The 19300-nt window shown below is 68.4% G+C and carries 16 protein-coding genes and 1 other RNA gene; 7 read left to right on the top strand and 10 right to left on the bottom strand.

Annotated features, from left to right (window positions below; translation table 11 throughout):
• Positions 1 to 168: 168 nt before the first annotated feature.
• Entirely contained in the window at positions 169 to 633 is a 465-nt protein-coding gene (locus ABGB19_RS24835) for an RDD family protein (protein WP_347688655.1), read from the bottom strand.
• Positions 634 to 793: 160 nt separating this feature from the next.
• Here ABGB19_RS24835 and glnA (ABGB19_RS24830) point away from each other — a divergent pair, with 160 nt between their 5' ends.
• Together glnA (ABGB19_RS24830) and ABGB19_RS24825 are read left to right on the top strand one after the other, a co-directional pair.
• Positions 794 to 2230: a type I glutamate--ammonia ligase gene (gene glnA / locus ABGB19_RS24830; RefSeq protein WP_347688654.1), complete on the top strand. Its 1437-nt coding sequence runs from the start codon at positions 794 to 796 to the stop codon at positions 2228 to 2230.
• Positions 2231 to 2299: 69 nt separating this feature from the next.
• Positions 2300 to 2872: a DoxX family protein gene (locus ABGB19_RS24825; RefSeq protein ID WP_347688653.1), complete on the top strand. Its 573-nt coding sequence runs from the start codon at positions 2300 to 2302 to the stop codon at positions 2870 to 2872.
• Here ABGB19_RS24825 and ABGB19_RS24820 read toward each other — a convergent pair.
• Genes ABGB19_RS24820 through glnA (ABGB19_RS24805) form a run of 4 tightly spaced genes read right to left on the bottom strand, consistent with a single transcriptional unit; the run spans position 2869 to position 8727 of the window.
• Positions 2869 to 3726 (bottom strand): TIGR03619 family F420-dependent LLM class oxidoreductase, encoded by an 858-nt coding sequence (locus ABGB19_RS24820; RefSeq protein ID WP_347688652.1) that lies wholly within the window; start codon positions 3724 to 3726, stop codon positions 2869 to 2871. The two genes, ABGB19_RS24825 and ABGB19_RS24820, sit on opposite strands and share 4 nt — an antisense overlap.
• Before the next feature lie 7 nt (positions 3727 to 3733).
• A complete protein-coding gene (locus ABGB19_RS24815) occupies positions 3734 to 4369 on the bottom strand; it encodes a PaaI family thioesterase (protein WP_347688651.1) in 636 nt (211 codons plus the stop codon).
• Positions 4370 to 4387: 18 nt separating this feature from the next.
• Positions 4388 to 7348, bottom strand: a complete 2961-nt coding sequence (locus ABGB19_RS24810) for a bifunctional [glutamine synthetase] adenylyltransferase/[glutamine synthetase]-adenylyl-L-tyrosine phosphorylase (protein WP_347688650.1) — start codon at positions 7346 to 7348, stop codon at positions 4388 to 4390.
• A gap of 38 nt (positions 7349 to 7386) precedes the next feature.
• Positions 7387 to 8727, bottom strand: a complete 1341-nt coding sequence (gene glnA / locus ABGB19_RS24805; RefSeq protein WP_347688649.1) for a type I glutamate--ammonia ligase — start codon at positions 8725 to 8727, stop codon at positions 7387 to 7389.
• A gap of 189 nt (positions 8728 to 8916) precedes the next feature.
• Here glnA (ABGB19_RS24805) and ABGB19_RS24800 point away from each other — a divergent pair, with 189 nt between their 5' ends.
• Positions 8917 to 9723 (top strand): hypothetical protein, encoded by an 807-nt coding sequence (locus tag ABGB19_RS24800; protein ID WP_347688648.1) that lies wholly within the window; start codon positions 8917 to 8919, stop codon positions 9721 to 9723.
• Between the two features lie 6 nt (positions 9724 to 9729).
• On the opposite strand, the gene ABGB19_RS24795 is transcribed toward ABGB19_RS24800, so the two are convergent.
• The 3 genes from ABGB19_RS24795 to ABGB19_RS24785 all read right to left on the bottom strand — a co-directional run bounded on the left by ABGB19_RS24795 (position 9730) and on the right by ABGB19_RS24785 (position 14226).
• A complete protein-coding gene (locus tag ABGB19_RS24795) occupies positions 9730 to 11214 on the bottom strand; it encodes an alpha/beta hydrolase (protein WP_347688647.1) in 1485 nt (494 codons plus the stop codon).
• 63 nt (positions 11215 to 11277) lie between these two features.
• Positions 11278 to 12789 (bottom strand): alpha/beta hydrolase, encoded by a 1512-nt coding sequence (locus ABGB19_RS24790; protein WP_347688646.1) that lies wholly within the window; start codon positions 12787 to 12789, stop codon positions 11278 to 11280.
• A 45-nt stretch (positions 12790 to 12834) separates the two neighbouring features.
• Positions 12835 to 14226, bottom strand: coding sequence for a wax ester/triacylglycerol synthase family O-acyltransferase (locus ABGB19_RS24785; protein ID WP_347688645.1), 1392 nt, complete (start codon positions 14224 to 14226; stop codon positions 12835 to 12837).
• A gap of 162 nt (positions 14227 to 14388) precedes the next feature.
• Between ABGB19_RS24785 and panB the strand changes: the two genes are divergently transcribed.
• On the top strand, positions 14389 to 15261 hold the full coding sequence (gene panB, locus ABGB19_RS24780; protein ID WP_347688644.1) for a 3-methyl-2-oxobutanoate hydroxymethyltransferase: 873 nt from the start codon (positions 14389 to 14391) through the stop codon (positions 15259 to 15261).
• Here the strand turns inward: panB and ABGB19_RS24775 are convergent.
• The gene (locus tag ABGB19_RS24775) at positions 15258 to 16037 is read right to left on the bottom strand and encodes an enoyl-CoA hydratase-related protein (protein ID WP_347688643.1); all 780 of its coding nucleotides are present in this window, start codon (positions 16035 to 16037) and stop codon (positions 15258 to 15260) included. The two genes, panB and ABGB19_RS24775, sit on opposite strands and share 4 nt — an antisense overlap.
• Positions 16038 to 16133: 96 nt before the next feature.
• Between ABGB19_RS24775 and ABGB19_RS24770 the strand changes: the two genes are divergently transcribed.
• Positions 16134 to 17618: a CYTH and CHAD domain-containing protein gene (locus tag ABGB19_RS24770; protein ID WP_347688642.1), complete on the top strand. Its 1485-nt coding sequence runs from the start codon at positions 16134 to 16136 to the stop codon at positions 17616 to 17618.
• A 316-nt stretch (positions 17619 to 17934) separates the two neighbouring features.
• The gene (locus ABGB19_RS24765) at positions 17935 to 18273 is read left to right on the top strand and encodes a hypothetical protein (RefSeq protein ID WP_347688641.1); all 339 of its coding nucleotides are present in this window, start codon (positions 17935 to 17937) and stop codon (positions 18271 to 18273) included.
• A 99-nt stretch (positions 18274 to 18372) separates the two neighbouring features.
• Here ABGB19_RS24765 and rnpB read toward each other — a convergent pair.
• Positions 18373 to 18777: RNase P RNA component class A (gene rnpB, locus ABGB19_RS24760), an RNA gene on the bottom strand.
• A 60-nt stretch (positions 18778 to 18837) separates the two neighbouring features.
• Here rnpB and ABGB19_RS24755 point away from each other — a divergent pair.
• Positions 18838 to 19293, top strand: coding sequence for an AraC family transcriptional regulator (locus ABGB19_RS24755; protein WP_347688640.1), 456 nt, complete (start codon positions 18838 to 18840; stop codon positions 19291 to 19293).
• The last annotated feature ends 7 nt before the right edge of the window (positions 19294 to 19300 follow it).

Here is a 19300-nt window from a genome sequence, read left to right as displayed (position 1 = left end):
TCGAGCACCGGAGTGCCGGCACACACCAGGTCGACGAACTGTCTCCGCACCGCCAATGGGACGGGGTATCCAGACGGCATTGCAACCTCCAAACGGCGATATTGCAGTGACCGTATGAATCTGCCACGGTTTCGGCCTGCATAAGTTCAGTTTCGCGACCCCCCCGGATCAGCGTCGCACGACCGCGGTGTTGGTGAAGCGGTCCTGGTAGCCGCGGAAGTCGCTGTCGGTGAACAGCGCCGGGATGACGAGCGCGATCAGCAGGCCGCGGACCGCAGCGCGGCCCACTCCGACGTGAATCCGCCGGTCGACCGACGCGACCCGCAGGCCGAGGACAAGCTGACCGGGCGTGAACCCGAACAGCCGGACCGACACCACGCCGAGCAGAAACCACACGACCAGCACCGCGGTGGACAGGGCGTTGAGCGACAGCAGTCCCAGGGACATCGCGAGCGCCGCCAACCCGTAGGCGATGAACCAGTCGATCAGCAGCGCGGCGATGCGCCTGCCGAACCGGGCGATGGATCCGGAACCGCTCTCGGGTAAGCCGAGGCGCTGACCGGGGTAGTCATTGGGTCCGGTGTCGCTGCTCGGATCCGAACCCGACATCCAGGACCCCAGTGTTCGGGCCATACTGTCAGGATAAGCGGGACTCGACGCAGTCCGTCCGGCCGCCATCGAGGAGGCACTGATCGCCGATTGCGTAACTTCGGCGCAACATACGGTTGACGACCGTGCAACATCGTGTCCTTAGCGTCAACCCGCGGGTTACCAGATAAAGGAGAGAACTTCAGTGGCAGAAAAGACCGCCGACGACATCCTCAAGCAGCTCAAGGACGAGGAAGTCGAATACGTCGACATCCGATTCTGCGATCTGCCCGGCGTCGTTCAGCACTTCTCGGTCCCGGCTTCGGCCTTCACACAGGACGTCTTCGAGGACGGCCTCGCCTTCGACGGCTCGTCGGTTCGCGGCTTCCAGTCGATCCACGAATCCGACATGATGCTGCTGCCGGACCCCGAGACCGCGCGCATCGACCCGTTCCGCGCCGCCAAGACGCTGAACCTGAACTTCTTCGTGCACGACCCGTTCACCCGCGAGGCGTACTCGCGCGACCCGCGCAACGTCGCACGCAAGGCGGAGAACTACCTGGCCAGCACCGGCATCGCCGACACCGCCTACTTCGGCGCCGAGGCCGAGTTCTACATCTTCGACTCGGTGTCCTTCGACTCGAGGATCAACGGCACCTTCTACGAGATCGACTCCGAGGCCGGCTGGTGGAACACCGGCGAGCCGGTGGAGTCCGACGGCAGCGCCAACCGCGGGTACAAGGTGCGCCCGAAGGGTGGCTACTTCCCGGTCGCGCCCTACGACCACTTCGTCGACCTGCGCGACCAGATGTGCACCAACCTGCAGAACGCCGGCTTCACCCTCGAGCGCGGCCACCACGAGGTGGGCACCGCCGGGCAGGCCGAGATCAACTACAAGTTCAACACCTTGTTGCATGCGGCCGACGACTTGGTGCTGTTCAAGTACATCATCAAGAACACCGCGTGGCAGGCCGGCAAGACGGTCACGTTCATGCCCAAGCCGCTGTTCGGCGACAACGGCTCCGGCATGCACGCCCACCAGTCGCTGTGGAAGGACGGCCAGCCGCTGTTCCACGACGAGTCCGGCTACGCGGGCCTGTCCGACACCGCCCGCCATTACATCGGCGGCCTCCTGCACCACGCCCCGTCGCTGCTGGCGTTCACCAACCCGACGGTGAACTCGTACAAGCGCCTGGTGCCGGGCTACGAGGCCCCGATCAACCTGGTCTACAGCCAGCGCAACCGCTCCGCATGCGTGCGTATCCCGATCACCGGCAACAACCCGAAGGCCAAGCGCCTCGAGTTCCGCTGCCCGGACAGCTCGGGGAACCCGTACCTGGCGTTCGCGGCGATGATGATGGCCGGCCTCGACGGCATCAAGCGCAAGATCGAGCCGCAGACCCCGGTCGACAAGGACCTCTACGAGCTGCCGCCGGAGGAGGCCGCCAGCATCCCGCAGGCGCCCACCTCGCTGTCGGCGGTGATCGACAAGCTCGAGGAGGACCACGACTACCTCACCGAGGGCGGCGTGTTCACCGAGGACCTGATCGAGACGTGGATTTCCTACAAGCGCGAGAACGAGATCCTGCCGGTGCAGATCCGTCCGCACCCGTACGAGGTGGCGCTGTACTTCGACGTGTAAGCGCAGAACGCACAACGCGGGGCAGAGGGTTTCTCTGCCCCGCGTTGTCGTTCGTCGTAAGGTCAGCCCATGACCACCAGTCTGGACGCCCGCTTCGCCCGCTACTCCTCGCCTGCGCTGAGCATCTTCCGGATCATCTTCGGTCTGCTCTTCACCCTGCACGGCTCGATGAAGCTCTTCGGTTGGCCCCTCGGAGAGTCGATTCCGGTCGGCACATGGCCGACCTGGTGGGCCGGCCTGATCGAGTTCGTCACCGGCATCCTGATCACCGTCGGCCTGTTCACCCGCATCGCGGCTTTCATCGCCGCCGGTCACATGGCTGTCGCGTACTTCTGGATGCACTGGCCACCCCTGGAAGGCCCGGCCGCGAGCTTCTGGCCCTACGACCAGGGTGTGGGCGGCAACGGCGGCGAGGCCGCGATCATGTACTGCTTCGCTTTCCTGCTACTGGCGGCAATGGGCCCTGGCGCCTGGTCCGTCGACGCCCGGCGCGGTGGGCGGCGTGTGGGCCGTGCCGCGCCGGGTGGCGTCGTCACCGGCACCGCGGCGCCCGCGGGCACCGCGGCGCCGGGGGGGTACGCGACCGGCCAACGGGTCCGGCGCGGCGGACTGCTCAGCCGCTTCCGCCGGCCCCGCTACTAGTCCGGCCCGAGATCCTTGCGGAAGCGCTTCATCCCGTCGATCTTCTCCGAGAGCGTCGCCTGCGGCCCCGCGTAGAACATCCACGGCATGGTGACGATGCCTGCGATGCCGCCCGCTTCGGCGCGGTCGTAGTGCTCGGGGGTGAACGCGTCGGTCAGCGGTGTGATGACGGTGAAATCGTCCATGGTCAAACCGTTTTCGGCGCGCAGCTCTCGTAGCTTACTGACCCGCTCCAACGCCCGGTCGGTGGTGATGAGGTCGCCGATCCACCCGTCATGGCGCGCCGCGCGGCGCAGCGCGATGTCGGACAACCCGCCGACATAGACCGGAATCGGGGGCGGCGTGGGCTCCATCTCCAGCTTCGGCGTGGTGTAGAACTCACCGTCGAACTCCGTCCACCCGGGCTTCCACAGCTCCTTCATCAGCTCGAGCATCTCGTCGGTGCGTCTACCGCGCCGCGCGAACTGCTGGCCCATCAGCGTGAACTCTTCGGAGCACCAGCCCACGCCGATACCGAGTTCGACTCGGCCGCCTGCCAGGAATGCCGCCGTGCCAATCGATTTCGCCGCCGAATACGGGTCGCGCATCGCAGGCAGGTACACCGTGGTGACGAACCGCACGCGCGAGGTGACCGTCGCCAGCGCGCCGATCAGCACCCACGGATCGGGCCAGTCGGTGAACGCCTCCCACCGCCGCCGTCCGTCCTTGGTGTACGGGTAGGGGGTGTTCAGGGTCTCCAGGTTGACGACGTGATCGGGGATCCCTAGGCCTTCGTATCCGAGATCGTCCGCGGCCTTGGCGATCTCGACCACCTCGTTGGTGTCCAGGAACGCCAGGCTGACATAGAACTTCATGGGCACTTCATCCCGCGTCCCTGGCCCAGGCCGGCCGGATGAAGACGCCCTCGGCCTCGACCGTGGTGCCGTCGGCGTCCATCAGGTAGCCGCGGGCGAACGTTTTGACGCCCTCGGACCTTTCGACGAAAGCCTCGGCGCGCAGCGGCCCCAACGGTGTGCCCCGCAGATAGCGCAGCGAGATCGTGCCGGTGAACTTGGGCTGGGTCAGGCCCTCGCTGGCCGCCTCGCCCAGCAGGTGGTCGAGCACCAGCGCGCAGATGCCGCCGTGCACCCACCCGGGCGGTCCCTCGTAGGCGCCGCTGAGTGTGAACTCGCTCCAGCACCGGCCGTCGTCGGTGTGATGGATGACCATCGGCGGGGCGATCGCATTACGCAGTCCCACAGCCGGATTCGCCCACGCGAGGGGTCGGCCGGTGCCTTCGTGGCGCAGGGTCGACGTCACCGCGCGCTGCTTGCCGCCCAGCATCTCGGCGACCGCCTCGATCCGCGCCTGCGCGTCCCGGACGGTGGCCTCGTCGACCTCGGTGTGCAGGCTCGCGTCGATGAGTTTGCGCACCGCCTCGGTCAGCGGGCCGTACAACGCCCGCTGACGTTGGTACTCGTCCTCGGTGATCACGTCGAACCCGAAATCCATACTCATGCGCTCATCCGCTCCGCCTCATCCCCCGAAAACCTTCTTCACCACCGCTTTAGCGCGCCGCGTCACCCGCAGGTAGTTGTCAAGGAACTCGCCGCCGTCGTCGGTGTCCCACCCGGCGGCCACCGCGACCGCGTTGAGCTGACGCCCCGGCCCGGGCAGCTGGTCGGTAGGCTTGCCGCGCACCAGCACCAGCGCGTTGCGCGCGCTGGTGGCGGTCAGCCAGGCCTGCCGCAGCAGCTCCACGTCCCCCTCGGCGATCAACTCTGCGGCACCGATGGCGTCGAGTGTCGCCAGCGTCGAGGTGTTGTGCAGCGTCGGCACCTTGTGCGCATAGCGCAGCTGGAGCAGCTGCACGGTCCACTCGATGTCGGCCAGGCCGCCGCGCCCGAGCTTGGTGTGGGTGTTGGGGTCCGCGCCGCGAGGCAACCGCTCGGCGTCGACGCGCGCCTTGATGCGTCTGATCTCGCGCACCGCCTCGACCGACACCCCGCCCGGTGGGTAGCGGATCTTGTCGATCATCAACAGGAACCGCTCGCCGAGGTCCAGATCGCCGGCGACGCGGTGGGCCCGCAGCAGTGCCTGCACCTCCCAGACTTGTGCGTATTTCGCGTAGTAGGCCTCGTACGAGCCGAGCGTGCGCACCAGCGGCCCGCTGCGGCCCTCGGGCCGCAGGTTCGCGTCGACCTCCAGCGGCGGATCCGCGCTCGGGGTGCCCAGCAGCGTGCGCACCTTCTCGGCGATGTTGACCGCCCACTTCACCGCCGCCGACTCCTCGACGCCCTCTTCGGGTTCGCACACGAACATCACGTCGGCGTCCGAGCCGTAGCCCAGTTCCCCGCCGCCCAGCCGACCCATGCCGATGACGGCGATGCGGGCCAGCGGCCCACGGTCGGTGGTGTTCGCACGGATGATCACCTCGAGTGAGGCCTGCAGCACCGCCACCCACACCGACGTCAGCGCCGTGCAGACTTCCGTCACCTCGAGCATGCCGAGCAGATCGGCCGACGCGACGCGGGCCAACTCGCGCCTGCGCAACGTGCGCGCCGCGGCGATCGCCCGCTGTGGGTCGGAATGCCGTGCGGCCGAGGCGATCAGCGCTCGTGCCACCCCGTCGGGATCGACGTCGAGCAGCTTGGGTCCGTCGGGTCCGTCGGCGTAGGACTGGATGACCTCGGGCGCCCGCATCAGCAGTTCGGGCACGTAGGCCGACGTGCCGAGCACCTGCATCAGCCGCTTGGCCACCGCGCCCTCGTCGCGCAGCGTCGACAGGTACCACCGCTGTTCGGACAGCGCGTCGCTGATTTGCCGGTACGCCAGCAGGCCCGCATCCGGGTCGGGCGTGTCCGACAGCCAGTCCAGTAGCGTCGGCAGCAACACCTGTTGCACCCGGCCGCGCCGCCCGCTGCTGCCGGTCAGCGCGGCCAGATGAGTCAGCGCACTCTGTGGGCCCTCATAGCCAAGGGCGGCGAGCTGACGCTGTGCCGCCTCGGTACTCATCCCCTCCGAAATACCAAGGGCCGGTTGGCCGACCGACTCCAGCAGCGGTTGGTAGAACAGCTTTTCGTGCAGCCGCGACACCCGCAGGGTCTGCCGTTTGAGCTCTTCGCGGAGCACGCCGAGCGCGTCGTGCCTGCCGTCGGGGCGCATGTGCGCGGCCCGGGCCAGCCACCGCAGCGACTCGTCGTCGTCCTCGTCGGGCAGCAGGTGGGTCCGCACCAGCCGCTGCAGCTGCAGCCGGTGCTCGAGCAGCCGCAGGAACTCGTAAGACGCGGTGAGGTTCGCGGCGTCGTCGCGGCCGATGTAGCCGCGTTCACCCAGCGCGGCCAGCGCGTCGACCGTCGACGCCACGTGCAGCGCCTCGTCGTTGCGGCCGTGCACCAACTGCAGCAGCTGAACGGCGAACTCGACGTCGCGCAACCCGCCCGTGCCGAGCTTGATCTCGCGCGCCCTCCGTTCGGCGGGCACCAGTTCCTCGACGCGTCGGCGCATGGACTGGACCTCGGACACGAAATGCTCGCGCTCGCAGGCGGTCCACACCATCGGCGTCAGCGCCTCGATGTAGGCCCGGCCCAGTTCGGCGTCGCCGGCGGCGGGCCGCGCCTTCATCAACGCCTGGAACTCCCACGTCTTGGCCCAGCGCTGGTAGTAGGCGAGGTGTGAGTCCAGTGTGCGGACCAGCTGGCCGTGCTTACCCTCGGGCCGCAGCGCGGCGTCGACTTCGAAGAACGCGTCGGCGGCGAACCGCATCATCTCGCCGGCCACCCGGGTGGCGACGGCGTCGGCGGTTTCGGCGACGAAGATGACGTCGACGTCGCTGACGTAATTCAGTTCGCGGGCACCGCATTTGCCCATCGCGATGACCGCCAGCCGGGGCGGGTTGTCGCCGCCCGCCGCCATCATCGCGAGACGCAGCGCGGCCTCGAGCGCCGCGTCGGCCAGATCCGACAGATGAGCGCCCACCTTGGTGAACGGCAGCACCGGCTCGTTCTCCACGACGGAGGCCAGATCCAGGCCCGCCAACACCAGCAGCCGGTCCCGGTAGAGCGCGCGCATCGGCTGCACGGCCGCGGTTGGGTCGCCGGTCTCCTCGGCCAGCCCGACGAACATGGCCCGCAGCTCGTCGACCGGCGGCAACGTCACATCGCCGGCCAGCAGGTGCCAGTTGCCCGGGTTCGCGACCAGATGGTCGCCGAGTGCCATCGACGAGCCCAGCACCCCGAACAGCCGGCCGCGCAGACCGCGGTCGTCGAGCAGCGCCTTGTTGAGCGCGTCCCACCCGGTGCCCAGCGACTCGGCCAGTCGCACCACCGTGCGCAGTGCGGTGTCGGAGTCCGGCGCGCGCGACAGCGACCACAACAGCTCGACACACGCATCGGTGTTCCAGCCGAGTCGATCCAGGTCCGCCTGCGCGGACGGTTCGACCAGCCCGAGCCGCCCTACGCTGGGCAGCTTCGGGCGCTGCGTCGCGGGTTTGGCCACCCCTGAAAGGTAGCGCAGCCCGTATCTCGACCAGTCACCTACAAAGACAGGTAGGCCTTGAGCTCGAACGGCGTGACGTGGCTGCGGTAGTTCTCCCACTCCGCGCGCTTGTTGCGCAGGAAGTAATCGAAGACGTGCTCGCCCAACGCCTCGGCGACCAGTTCGGAGTTCTCCATCTGCTCGAGCGCGACGCCGAGGCTGCCCGGCAGCTCCTTGTAGCCCATCGCGCTGCGTTCCTCGGGGGTGAGGTTCCAGACGTTGTCCTCCGCCTGCGGACCGAGCGCGTAATTCTTCTCGATGCCCCGCAGCCCCGCCGCGAGCAGCACCGCGAACGTCAAGTACGGGTTGCACGCCGAGTCGGGGCTGCGCACCTCGACGCGCCGGGACGACGCCTTGCGCGGGGTGTACATCGGAACCCGAACCAGCGCAGAACGATTCGCCGCACCCCACGACGCGGCCGTCGGCGCCTCGCCGCCGTGCACCAGCCGCTTGTAGGAGTTCACCCACTGGTTGGTGACCGCGCTGATCTCGTTGGCGTGCTCGAGGATTCCCGCGATGAACGACTTGGCGACGTCGGAGAGCTGCAGCACGTCGTCGGGGCTGTGGAAGGCGTTGGTCTCGCCCTCGAACAGGCTCATGTGGGTGTGCATCGCCGACCCCGGATGTTCGGCGAACGGCTTGGGCATGAACGACGCCCGCACCCCGTCGCCGAGCGCGACCTCCTTGACGACGTAGCGGAACGTCATCACGTTGTCGGCCATCGACAGCGCGTCGGCGTAGCGCAGGTCGATCTCCTGCTGGCCCGGCGCGCCCTCGTGGTGGCTGAACTCCACCGAGATGCCCATCTGCTCGAGCGCATCGATGGCGTGCCGGCGGAAGTTCGGCGCCGCGTCGTGCACGGCCTGGTCGAAGTAGCCGCCGTTGTCGGCCGGGACCGGTTCCGAGCCGTCGTTCGGACCGGGCTTGAGCAGGAAGAACTCGATCTCCGGATGCACGTAGCAGGAGAAGCCCAGGTCGCTGGCCTTGGCCAACTGCCTGCGCAGCACGTGGCGCGAGTCGGCCCACGACGGCGAGCCGTCGGGCATGGTGATGTCGCAGAACATCCGCGCCGAATGGTGCTTGCCGGAGCCGTCGGCCCACGGCAGGACCTGGAAGGTCGACGGGTCGGGGCGGGCCACCATGTCGGCTTCCGATACGCGGGCGAAGCCCTCGATCGAGGAGCCGTCGAAGCCGATGCCCTCCTCGAATGCGCCCTCGAGTTCGGCGGGGGCGATCGCGACCGACTTCAGGTATCCGAGTACGTCGGTGAACCACAGCCGGACGAAGCGGATATCGCGTTCCTCCAGCGTGCGCAGCACGAATTCCTTCTGCCGATCCATGTCCGCAGCGTATGCACCGGCTGTTAATTCTGTGTTACACGCGACGGTGAAGTTCGGACGGTCGGGTTACGGCTGCCGGGCCCGAGGGTTTAGCGCGCCGCGTCCACGGATACCCAACGCCTCGATCGGGGGGTCGCGGTACGGCCTAGGCCGTCCTTACCACGCAGAGCGCGAGGCGAAGGAGCGATCGTGAATCTCAGCAATCGGGCAGTGACAGCGAGTCTGGCAGGGGCAGTGGGCGGTTTCCTAGCGCTCGGCCTCGGGGCCGGCGCAGTCCAGGCCGATCCCAAGTTTCCCGTGCCGCCGGTGCCACCCGTACCAGGGCCACCGGCGCCCCAGGTCGAGGTGCCACGGGTCGAGGTTCCGCGGGTCGAGGTACCGCGTGGGCCGGACCTGAAGCTGCCGCCGGGGCAGTTGCCGCCGGGACCCGGCGTGAACGTGCCTCCGGTCGAGGTGCCGCGAGTGCCCGACGTCGGCCTGCCGCCGGGTCAGGTGCCGCCGGGACCACCCGTCAACGTGCCACCGGCGCCGGTCCCGGTGGTCGATGTCGACGTGCCGGACCTGCTGCCGAACGTGCCTGGGATAGGCGAGTACTTCGCCCTGCCCGGCGCCAGGATCCCGCCGGGGCAACTGAAGAACGCGGCCTTCATCAACGGAGTCCCGAACCCCTTCTACGGCATCCCGCCCGGGCAGCTCAAGAAGATGGCGACGGTCCAGGGATTCGAGAACCCGTTCTTCGACGAGGCGCCCGGCCACTGGGAGATCCCGGAGTGGGGCGTGCCCGACGTGTGGCCGAGCGTGCCGGAGGTCGACGACTACTTCGGCCTGCCGGGCGACCAGATCCGGCCCGAGCAGCTCAGGGTTTCCGCCACCATCAACGGCGTCCGCAACCCGTTCTTCGGCATCGAACCCGATGAGTTGAGGAAGCTGCCGACGGTTCAGGGCTTCGAGAACCCGTTCTTCGAGGGCACGCCGGGCCACTGGGTCATCCCCTGAGGTACCTCAGCAGCGCAGGCCGTCGGGCGGGACCACCGAGTCCACGAAGTAGTTCACCACTGCGGTGTCCACGCAGGCGTCGCCGTTGAACACCACCGTGTGCTGGGTGCCGTCGAAGGTGATCAGCGGCGCGCCCATCTGCCGGGCCAGGTCGACGCCGGCCTGATACGGCGTGGCGGGATCGCGGGTGGTGGACACCACGACGACCTTGCCGGGGCCGGGTGACGACGCGGGGTGCGGCGTGGACGTCGGCGGGACGGGCCACATCGCGCACACGTCGCGCGGCGCGAAGGCGGTGAAGCCGCCGTACGACAGGAACGGCGCGACCTCGCGCGTGCGGCGGTCGGCCTCGACCCATGCGGCGGGGTCGGTGGGGAACGGCGCGTCGACACAGCCGATCGCGGTGAACGCGTCCTGCTGATTGGTGTAGTGCCCCGCCTCGTCGCGGCCCTGGTAGTCGTCGGCCAACAGCAGCAGGTCGCCGGCGTCGGTGCCGCGTGCCAACCCCAGTAGACCGCTGGTCAGGTACTTCCAGAAGCGCTGCGTGTACAGCCCGTTGACCGTTCCGGTGATGGCGTCCTGGTAACTGAGTCCGCGCGGGTCGGACGTGTAGCCGGGCCGCTGCACCAACGGGTTGACCAGTTGGTGGAAGCGGTCGACGAACTGCGCCGGGTCGGTGCCGAGCGGGCAGCCGGGCGACAGCGCGCAGTCGGCGGCGTAGTCGTCGAACGCCTTCTGGAAGCCGCCCATCTGGCGGATCCGGCCCGTGATCGGGTCGAGCCGCGGATCGACCGCACCGTCGAAGACCATCGCGCGCACCCGGTCCGGATACCGCGCGGCGTACGCCGAACCGAGGTCGGTGCCGTACGAGAAGCCGAGATAGTTGATCTGGTTCTCGCCGAGTGCGGCGCGCACGACGTCCATGTCCTGCACCGAGGTCGCCGTGCCGACGTTGGCCAGGAACTCGGTGCCCACCCTGTCGGTGCACGCCTGCACGAACTGTCGGTACAGGCCCTCGATGTGGGCGACGCCTGCCGGGCTGTAGTCGGCCAGCGGTTCGGTGCGGAACGCGTCGAACTCCGCGTCGGTCCGGCAACGCAATTCGGGTGTCGAATGGCCGACGCCGCGCGGGTCGAAGCCGACCAGGTCGAAGCTGCGGCCGATCTCGGTGTCCGCCAGCGCCGCGCCCATCCCCGCGACGGTCTCGACCGCCGACGCGCCGGGACCGCCGGGGTTGACCATCAGCACACCGATCCGGTTTCCGGTGGCGGGTATCCGGATGACCGCCAACTGTGCTTGCGCCCCTTCGGGTTTCGCATAGTCGACGGGCACCGCCACGGTGCTGCACTGCGCGGTGGGGATGTCGGCCGTGTCGACGAACCGCTCACAGCCGGACCACTGCGGCGTCGCCGACGCAGCGGGGCACGCGACCGCCGAGGTTACGAGGATCGCGAGCGCGGCCACGCTGCCCACCCGCCACATGGCAGACATGGTGGCACGCCGATAGCCGCGCGTCTGCGGCCGCGACGCAACGGTGATCAGGCTGTGATCAGATCAGGAGCAGCGGGTGTCCGCCGACGGCAACGTCAGATCGACGAGATGGCGCGCGGCGATGTCGTCGACGCACTGGTCGCCCTGGAACACCACGGTGTGCTGGGTGCCGTCGTACGTCACGAGCGTGCCACCGAGTTGCTTGGCCAGTTCCACGCCGGCCGCATAGGGCGTCGCGGGGTCGTTCGTCGTCGACACCACCAGCACCGGCGGCAGCCCGCTGACCTTGATCTCGTGCGGTTCGCTGGTCGGCGGCACCGGCCAGAACGCGCAGGTGCTCAGCGGGGCGTGCCCGGTGAACTCGCCGTAGCTCATGAACGGCGCCGCCTCGCGGACCCGGCGGTCCTCCTCGGCGACCTTCGCCCGGTCCGTCACCGCAGGCTTGTCGACGCAGTTGATCGCGACCCGCGAGTCGGTCGAGTTGTTGTAGTGCCCCTGCTCGTCGCGGCCCATGTACAGGTCGGCCAGCGCCAGCATCGTGTCGCCCCGGCCGTCCTTCATCTCGCTCAGCGCCTGGGTGAGATGGCGCCACAAATTCGGCGAGTACAGCGGCAGGATGGAGCCGACGATCGCGTCGGAGTAGCTGAGCCCGCGCGGGTCCCGCGTCTCCAGCGGCGCGTCCACCAACGGGTCCACCATGCTGTGGTAGACGTCGTTGGCCTTGGCCGGATCGGTGCCCAGCGGGCACGACGGGTCCTTCGCACAGTCCGCGGCGTAGTCGTTGAACGCGGTCTGGAACGCCGCCGCCTGCCGGACGTTGGCCTCGGTCGGGTCGGCATTGGGGTCGACGGCGCCGTCGAGGACCATCGCGCGCACCTTGTCCGGGAACTCCTCGGCGTAGGTGGCGCCGATCCGGGTGCCGTAGGAATAGCCGAGGTAGGTCAGCTTGTCGTCGCCGAGCGCCTGGCGCATCGCGTCGAGATCCTTGGCCACGTTCACGGTTCCGATGTTGGCGAGGAATTCCTTGCCCATCTTGTCCTCGCAGCGCTGGACGAAGTCCTTGGTCTCCTTCTCGATCTCGGCGACGCCCTCCGGCGAGTAGTCGACCTGAGGCTCGGCGCGCAGCCGGTCGTTGTCGGCGTCGGAGTTGCACCACAGGGCGGGCGTGGAGTTCGCGACGCCGCGCGGGTCGAACCCGACGAGGTCGAAGCGCTGCCGGACCAACTCCGGCAGTGAACCGACGACGCTGGCCGCCGCCTCCACGCCCGATTCCCCCGGACCGCCGGGGTTGATGATCAGCGAGCCGATCTTCTCTCCGGTGGCCTTGAACCGGATCATCGCGATGCGGGCGACCTCGCCGTCGGGCTGCGCGTAGTCCACCGGCACCGACAACATCGCGCACTCGGCGCTCGCCGGCACGCGGGACTCATCGCTGGCCTCGGTCTGACACTGGGCCCACTCGATCGGGGTGCCCGGCGGTGGCACGGCAACCATTGCGCGCCCGGTGACCAGGTTGCTGCAACCGGCGACCAGAAGTAGCACCGTGGGCGCGAGGACGCCGATCTTGCGGTTCATGGCTCAACATGCTGCCATGAACACCCATCTGCCCTGGCTAGGCGGCTATCGCGTGGCGGCCAGCAACTCGTCGAGGGCCGCCGAGAAGTCGTCGGCCATGTCCCACAGGTCGGGCAGCAATTCCGGGCACGACACGATGCCGACGTCGAGCATGCCGTTCAGCGACATCACGGTGATGTTGAGGCCCGAGCCGTGGAAGATCGGCCCCAGCGGGTACATGGCCTTGACCTCACAGCCCACGTAGTACAACGGCACCTGCGGGCCGGGGACGTTCGAGACGACCAGATTGTGCACCGGCCTGGCGCCGCTCAACCGACTGGCGGCGTAGACGCGCATCGCGACGCCGAACACCGCGGGCGCGGCGAACTGCGTCCAGTCTTGCAGCAGTGTCGCGCCGATGGCCGAACTGTGTTGCTTGGCAACGGAATTGGCTTCGGCGATGGACTTCAGCCGCTCGGCTGGGTCCGCGATGTGGGTCTCGAGCCGGGAGAACATGCCCGACACCTGGTTGCGGCCGGGCCGGTCGGATTTGTCGTGAACCGAGACCGGCACCATCGCGACCAGCGAGCTCTCCGGCAGCTCGCCCCGGTCATGGAGGAATTTGCGCAGCACCCCGGACACCAGCGCCATCACCACGTCGTTGACCTTGACCCCGAAGTGGTTCTTGACGGTCTTGATGCCCTCGAGGTCGAGCTGGGCGAACGCGATGTTGCGGTGGCCGGTGACGTTGGTGTTGAAGGCCGTCCTCGGCGCGGCGAACGGAGGAGCCATCGAGAGCCCGGAGCGGGCGCGGCGGACCGTGTCGACCACCGACGACACCGTCACCGGCAGGGCGTTGACCAGCTTGAGCGGGCGGGTGGCGAACTTGACCGCACCGCTCACCGCGATCTCCAGCGAGCTGGCATCGCCGGGCCCGTCGACCGGATCCGGCGGAGGCGCGTCCGGTTCGGTGCTGCACAGCTGTGACATCAGGCTCGCGCCGGTCACCCCGTCGACCCCGGCGTGGTGCACCTTGGTCATCACCACGACCCGGCCGCCGTCCTGCGGGTCGGTGCCCGAGACGTTCTCGATCACCCACTTCTCCCACAGCGGGCGGGTCCGGTCCAGCGGCAGCGACGCGATGTGGCCGCAGATCTCGGCGAGCTCGCGGCGGCCGCCCGGCGCGGGCAGCCCGATCCGGTGCAGATGGCGGTCGAGGTCGAAGTCCTTGTCGTCGACCCACACCGGGTGGTCGAGGTTGAAGCGGCTGTCGGCCAGCTTCTCCCGGAACTCCGGCATCGACTTGATGCGCTCGTTCAGCGCGTCGCGGAAGCGGTCGAAGGTGTAGCCGCCGGGCATCGTCGAGGTGTCGAGTTCGAGGATCGAGCACACATGTAACGGCTGCTGTGCGGTTTCGAGGTACAGGAAGCTGGCGTCGAGTCCGCTGAGCCGTTGCATTCCGCCGATGTTATGCGTGCCGAGGTCGGGTGTGAGGAAATCCACTTAACGCGGCTTTCCACTTCGTTCGCCCGAAGTGGCAGACTGGTAGGCGTCAGACGAACCCGGGGACCGCAATCGGCCTCGAGGATTCGACCCGACTCACCCCTGTGGGAGACATCGATGTCTGAGCAGACCGTTTACGGTGCTGCCGAGCGTAACGGCGGGCAGGACCGAAGCGACCGGGGAATCAACACCGCGCGCAGCAAGGTCCGCACCCTGCATCTGCAGAAGTGGAAGGCCGAGGGCCACAAGTGGGCCATGCTGACGGCCTACGACTACTCCACCGCCCGCGTCTTCGACGACGCCGGGATTCCGGTGCTGCTGGTCGGCGACTCGGCGGCCAACGTGGTGTACGGCTACGACACCACCGTGCCGGTCACCCTCGACGAACTCATCCCGCTGGTGCGCGGCGTGGTCCGCGGGGCCCCGCACGCGCTGGTGGTCGCCGACATGCCGTTCGGCAGCTACGAGGCGGGCCCCCAGCAGGCGCTGGCCAGCGCGACCCGGTTCCTCAAGGAGACCGGTGCGCAAGCGGTCAAGCTGGAGGGCGGCGAGCGGGTGGCCGAGCAGATCGCCATGCTCACCGCGGCGGGCATCCCGGTCATGGCGCACATCGGGTTCACCCCGCAGAGCGTCAACGGGCTGGGCGGCTTCCGCGTGCAGGGCCGCGGTGACGCCGCCGAGCAGACCATCCACGACGCCATCGCCGTGGCCGAAGCCGGCGCGTTCGCCGTCGTGATGGAGATGGTGCCTGCCGAGCTGGCCACCCAGATCACCGGCAAGCTGACCATCCCCACCGTCGGGATCGGCGCGGGCCCCAACTGCGACGCCCAGGTGCTGGTATGGCAGGACATGGCAGGCATGACGAGCGGCAAGACCGCGAAGTTCGTCAAGCGGTTCGGCGCTGTCGGCGAGGAATTGCGCCGCGCCGCAACGCAGTACGCCGAAGAGGTGGCCAGCGGGGTGTTCCCCGCCGACGAGCACTCGTTCTAGCCGAACTCCGGCTTGCGCTTGGCCATGAAGGCGTCGACGCCCTCGCGGCCGTCGGCGGAGCGGGCACTGCGCGCGATCAATCGGCTCTCGAGTTCCATCTGCTCCTCGAGACCGTTCTTGAACGTGCCGAGCAGCAACTCCTTGACCGCCCCGTTGGAACCCGCTGCGGTGGCGGCCATTTGACCGGCCAGCTTGTCGGCCCGGTCGGCCAGTTCGGCGTCGGGCACCACCTCGGTGACCAACCCCCACTGTGACGCCTCCTGTGCCGACAGGGTGCGGTTGGTGAGCATCAGTTCCTTGGTCTTGGTGATGCCGATCAGCCGCGGCAGGTAGTACGACGAGCTGCCGTCGGGGCTCAGCCCGACGCGGGTGTAGGCCATCGTGAACGATGCGGACTCGTTCGCCAGCACCAGATCGCCGGTGACCGCGATCGAGAAGCCCGCCCCCGCCGCGGTGCCGTTGACCGCGGTGATCAGCACCGCGTTCATCCGCGCGAAGGTCGAGATCGCCCGGTGCAGATCGTCGGCGACGCCCTTGATGTGGGCCCCGCGGTCGGGCGCCGACGCGAACGACTTCAAATCGCCTCCGGCGCAGAAGAAGCGGCCCGAGCCGGTGAGCAGCACCACCTTGGTCGCATCCGTGTCGCAGCGCTTAGCGGCGTCGGCCAGTTCGCGAGTCATGGTGTCATTCATGCCGTTTGCCGCATCCGGCCGGTTGAGCGTGATGCGCGCGGTGGGGCCGGACTGCTCGAACCTCAGCGTTTCGTAATCGGTCACACGTGGACTCTAACGTCGCCCGGTGGTAAGCCCGCCCGGTACCACCCGTCTCCCCGACCCTCGTTGTTCACCGGGGTGTGGCAGTCTGTCCTCGCTATGGGCAAATCGAATGACCAGAAGTCGCGTCACCTGGAGGTCGAGCGCAAGTTCGACGTCGTCGAATCCACCGTGTCGCCGTCGTTCGATGGCCTGTCGGCGGTCTCCCGCGTCGAACGATCGCCCTCCTACCGGCTCGAGGCGGTCTACTTCGACACCGCCGATCACGACCTGGCCGCCCACCGGATCACGCTGCGCCGTCGCACCGGCGGTCCCGATGCCGGATGGCATCTCAAGCTGCCGGCCGGTCCGGATGCCCGCACCGAGGTCAGGCAGCCGTTGGGCGAGACCGACGAGGTGCCCGACGAGTTGCGCGACATCGTGTTGGCCATCGTGCGGGATCGCCCGCTCGCGCCCGTCGCGCGCATCACGACCGACCGCACCGTCGACATGCTCTACAGCGCCGACGGCACGGCGATAGCCGAGTTCTGCGACGACCAGGTGACCGCCGCGGCCGATCCCGAAGACCCCGAGCAGGCCTGGCGCGAGTGGGAACTGGAACTGGTCGAGGGCGGGGGCGGCGACCGCGACCTGCTCGACCGGCTGTCGAACCGACTGCTGGACGCGGGCGCGGTGCCGGCCGCCAGCGGATCGAAACTCGCCCGCGTTCTGGCCGAGACGTCGGCGCCCGACGAGGGCACCGAGCCGCTCGACCCCATGCACCGCGCGGTGGCCGAGCAGGTCGAAGCGCTGATCGAGTGGGACAGGGCGGTGCGCGCCGACGTGTGGGATTCGGTGCACCAGATGCGGGTGACGACGCGCAAGATCCGCAGCCTGCTGCAGTCGGCGCGCGAGGCGTTCGGCATCTCCGACGACGCCTGGATTCTCGACGAGCTGCGGCAACTCGCCGCGATCCTCGGGGTGGCTCGCGACGCGGAGGTGCTCGCCGAGCGCTACGAACGCGCGCTCGACGAGCTGCCCGCGGAGTTGGTTCGCGGGCAGGTGCGCGAGCGGTTGGTCGACGGCGCCAAGCGGCGCTACGCGTCGGGACTGCGGCGGTCGCTGATCGCAATGCGTACGGAGCGCTATTTCCGGCTGCTCGACGCCCTGGAGGGGCTGGTCGCCGCCGCGCCGACGGGGCCCGGTGACCAGGAGCGGGCGCCAGCCAGCATCGACTCGGCCTACAAACGCGTCCGCAAGGCCGCCAAGGCAGCGGCAGCGGCGGGCGCCGACGACGACAAGGACGAGGCGCTGCACCGAATCCGCAAGGGAGCCAAGCGTCTTCGTTACACTGCGGCGGCCACCGGAAAGGACAAGGTGTCGGATCGCGCGAAGACCATCCAGTCGCTGCTGGGTGACCACCAGGACAGCGTGGTCAGCCGGACCCATCTGAGCCACCAGGCCGAGGCCGCGCACGCCGCGGGCGAGGACACGTTCACCTACGGCCTGCTCTACCGGATGGAGGACGACCTCGCGCAGCGCTCCCGGGAGCAGTTGGACGACGCCCTGCGCAAGTTGCACAAGGCGGTGCGCAAGGAACGCTGACCGCCCGCCCCGGCGGGGCGGATGAGTCGGCCTGTAAGCCGGATTCTGTCACCTGGGCGTTTACAGCCTGAAGCTGCGTTGGCCGTGTTGTGTGTTCGCAGGTCACAGCGTGGCCGTGTTGGTCACCGACGGCCTTGTCGAATCTGCTGCGGACGGTCAGCCGGTGGCACGGGTGGTGATGGTTTGCCCTGCGGATAGGAGACCCTTCCGTGTCGGGATGGAAATCTGGCTTCCCGGCGATTACCGACTCGCTGCTTGGTCGCGACCATTGGCCTTATGAGCTGTTGACCCCGTCGAATCAAGAGGACTACCCAAAATGCACACGAACACCGCGGTGAAGCCCACCGCTAAACGCGCCGCACTGGCCGGAATTCTGTTCGCGGCGGCCGCTGTGTTCGGCTCTGTCGCAATCGATCCGGCGGAAGCCGGCGCCAGGCCGCCGCGTGATATCGAGGACCAAATCGCGAATGAAAAAGCCAACTGCGACTACGCCAACGGGACGTGGGCGCGCAGAGGCACGACCGTCGGGCCGGGCTATAGCTGCACGTTGCCCTTTGTCAACGGTCGCCAAGACCAGTGGCGATATAACAGCATCGGCACTAGGACCGCCGTTTGCTACAGGTTCAGCATCGACACAGCTTGGGTTTGCGTGTAGGTGGGTCACGAGCTGTGATCTTCGCGCCAGGCGACAACGTCAGGCGCTGCAAGAGCCCAAACTCGCCGACCAGCTGAATGTGCGAGTCAACGCGCGGGGCGGATGAGTTGGCCTGTAAGCCGGATTCTGTTCCTCGCCGCCGCGTTGACCACGGCGGCGAAGCGGCGACCATCCATCTGGACACACCGTTGCCGGGTGCCTCGAGCGGCCTACCCGCAGGCTCGGGCGAGCAACCCTCGGGCGCCTGCGCGACCGCAACCAGGTTGCGGCCTTCTTGGCCTTGCTTCGGGTGGGGTTTGCCTAGCCACTCCGGTCACCCGGAGCGCTGGTGCGCTCTTACCGCACCGTTTCACCCTTACCACCGTCACCGGTGGCGGTCTGTTTTCTGTGGCACTTTCCCGCGAGTCACCTCGGATTGCCGTTAGCAATCACCCTGCTCTGTGAAGTCCGGACTTTCCTCGAAACCGAGGTGAACCTCGACTCCGCGGCCGCCCAGCCAACTCATCCGCGGTAACAACGTATCGCGTGTCGCCGCTGTTCCGCGAGCACGACATACTTGTGGCCATGGCGCAGGTACCGCCGGCCCGCTATCTGCTGCGCGCGAAGGATCTGGTCGACGCCCGGTACGCCGAGGCCATCACCGTCGACGACCTCGCCGCCGCGGCCGGTCTGTCGCGGGCACACTTCAGCCGCATGTTCACCCGCACCTTCGGCGAATCGCCGCGCGCGTACCTCCAGACGCGCCGGCTCGAGCGCGCAGCCGCGCTGCTGCGCTACACCGATCGCTCCGTGGCCGACATCTGCATCATGGTGGGACTGCAGAGCGTCGGGTCGTTCACCTCCAGCTTCGCGCGGGTGTACGGGCTGCCGCCTGCCGCGTACCGGGCGAGCCTGCCGCCGGCGGCGATGACCGCCCCGGTGCCGAGTTGCATCCTCAGGCGCGACACCCGTCCGCAGGCCGACAGCCGGGTGCCGAAGACAGCACACGGGGAGAAGACGGGTCCCGGCCGGCGACCGTAACGTCTTG

Origin of the sequence: Mycobacterium sp. B14F4 (genome assembly GCF_039871645.1) — a bacterium.
Taxonomy (GTDB): Bacteria; Actinomycetota; Actinomycetes; order Mycobacteriales; family Mycobacteriaceae; genus Mycobacterium.
The sequence above is the reverse complement of the archived record's forward strand: the minus strand, read 5'-3'. Positions and strand labels throughout refer to the sequence as shown.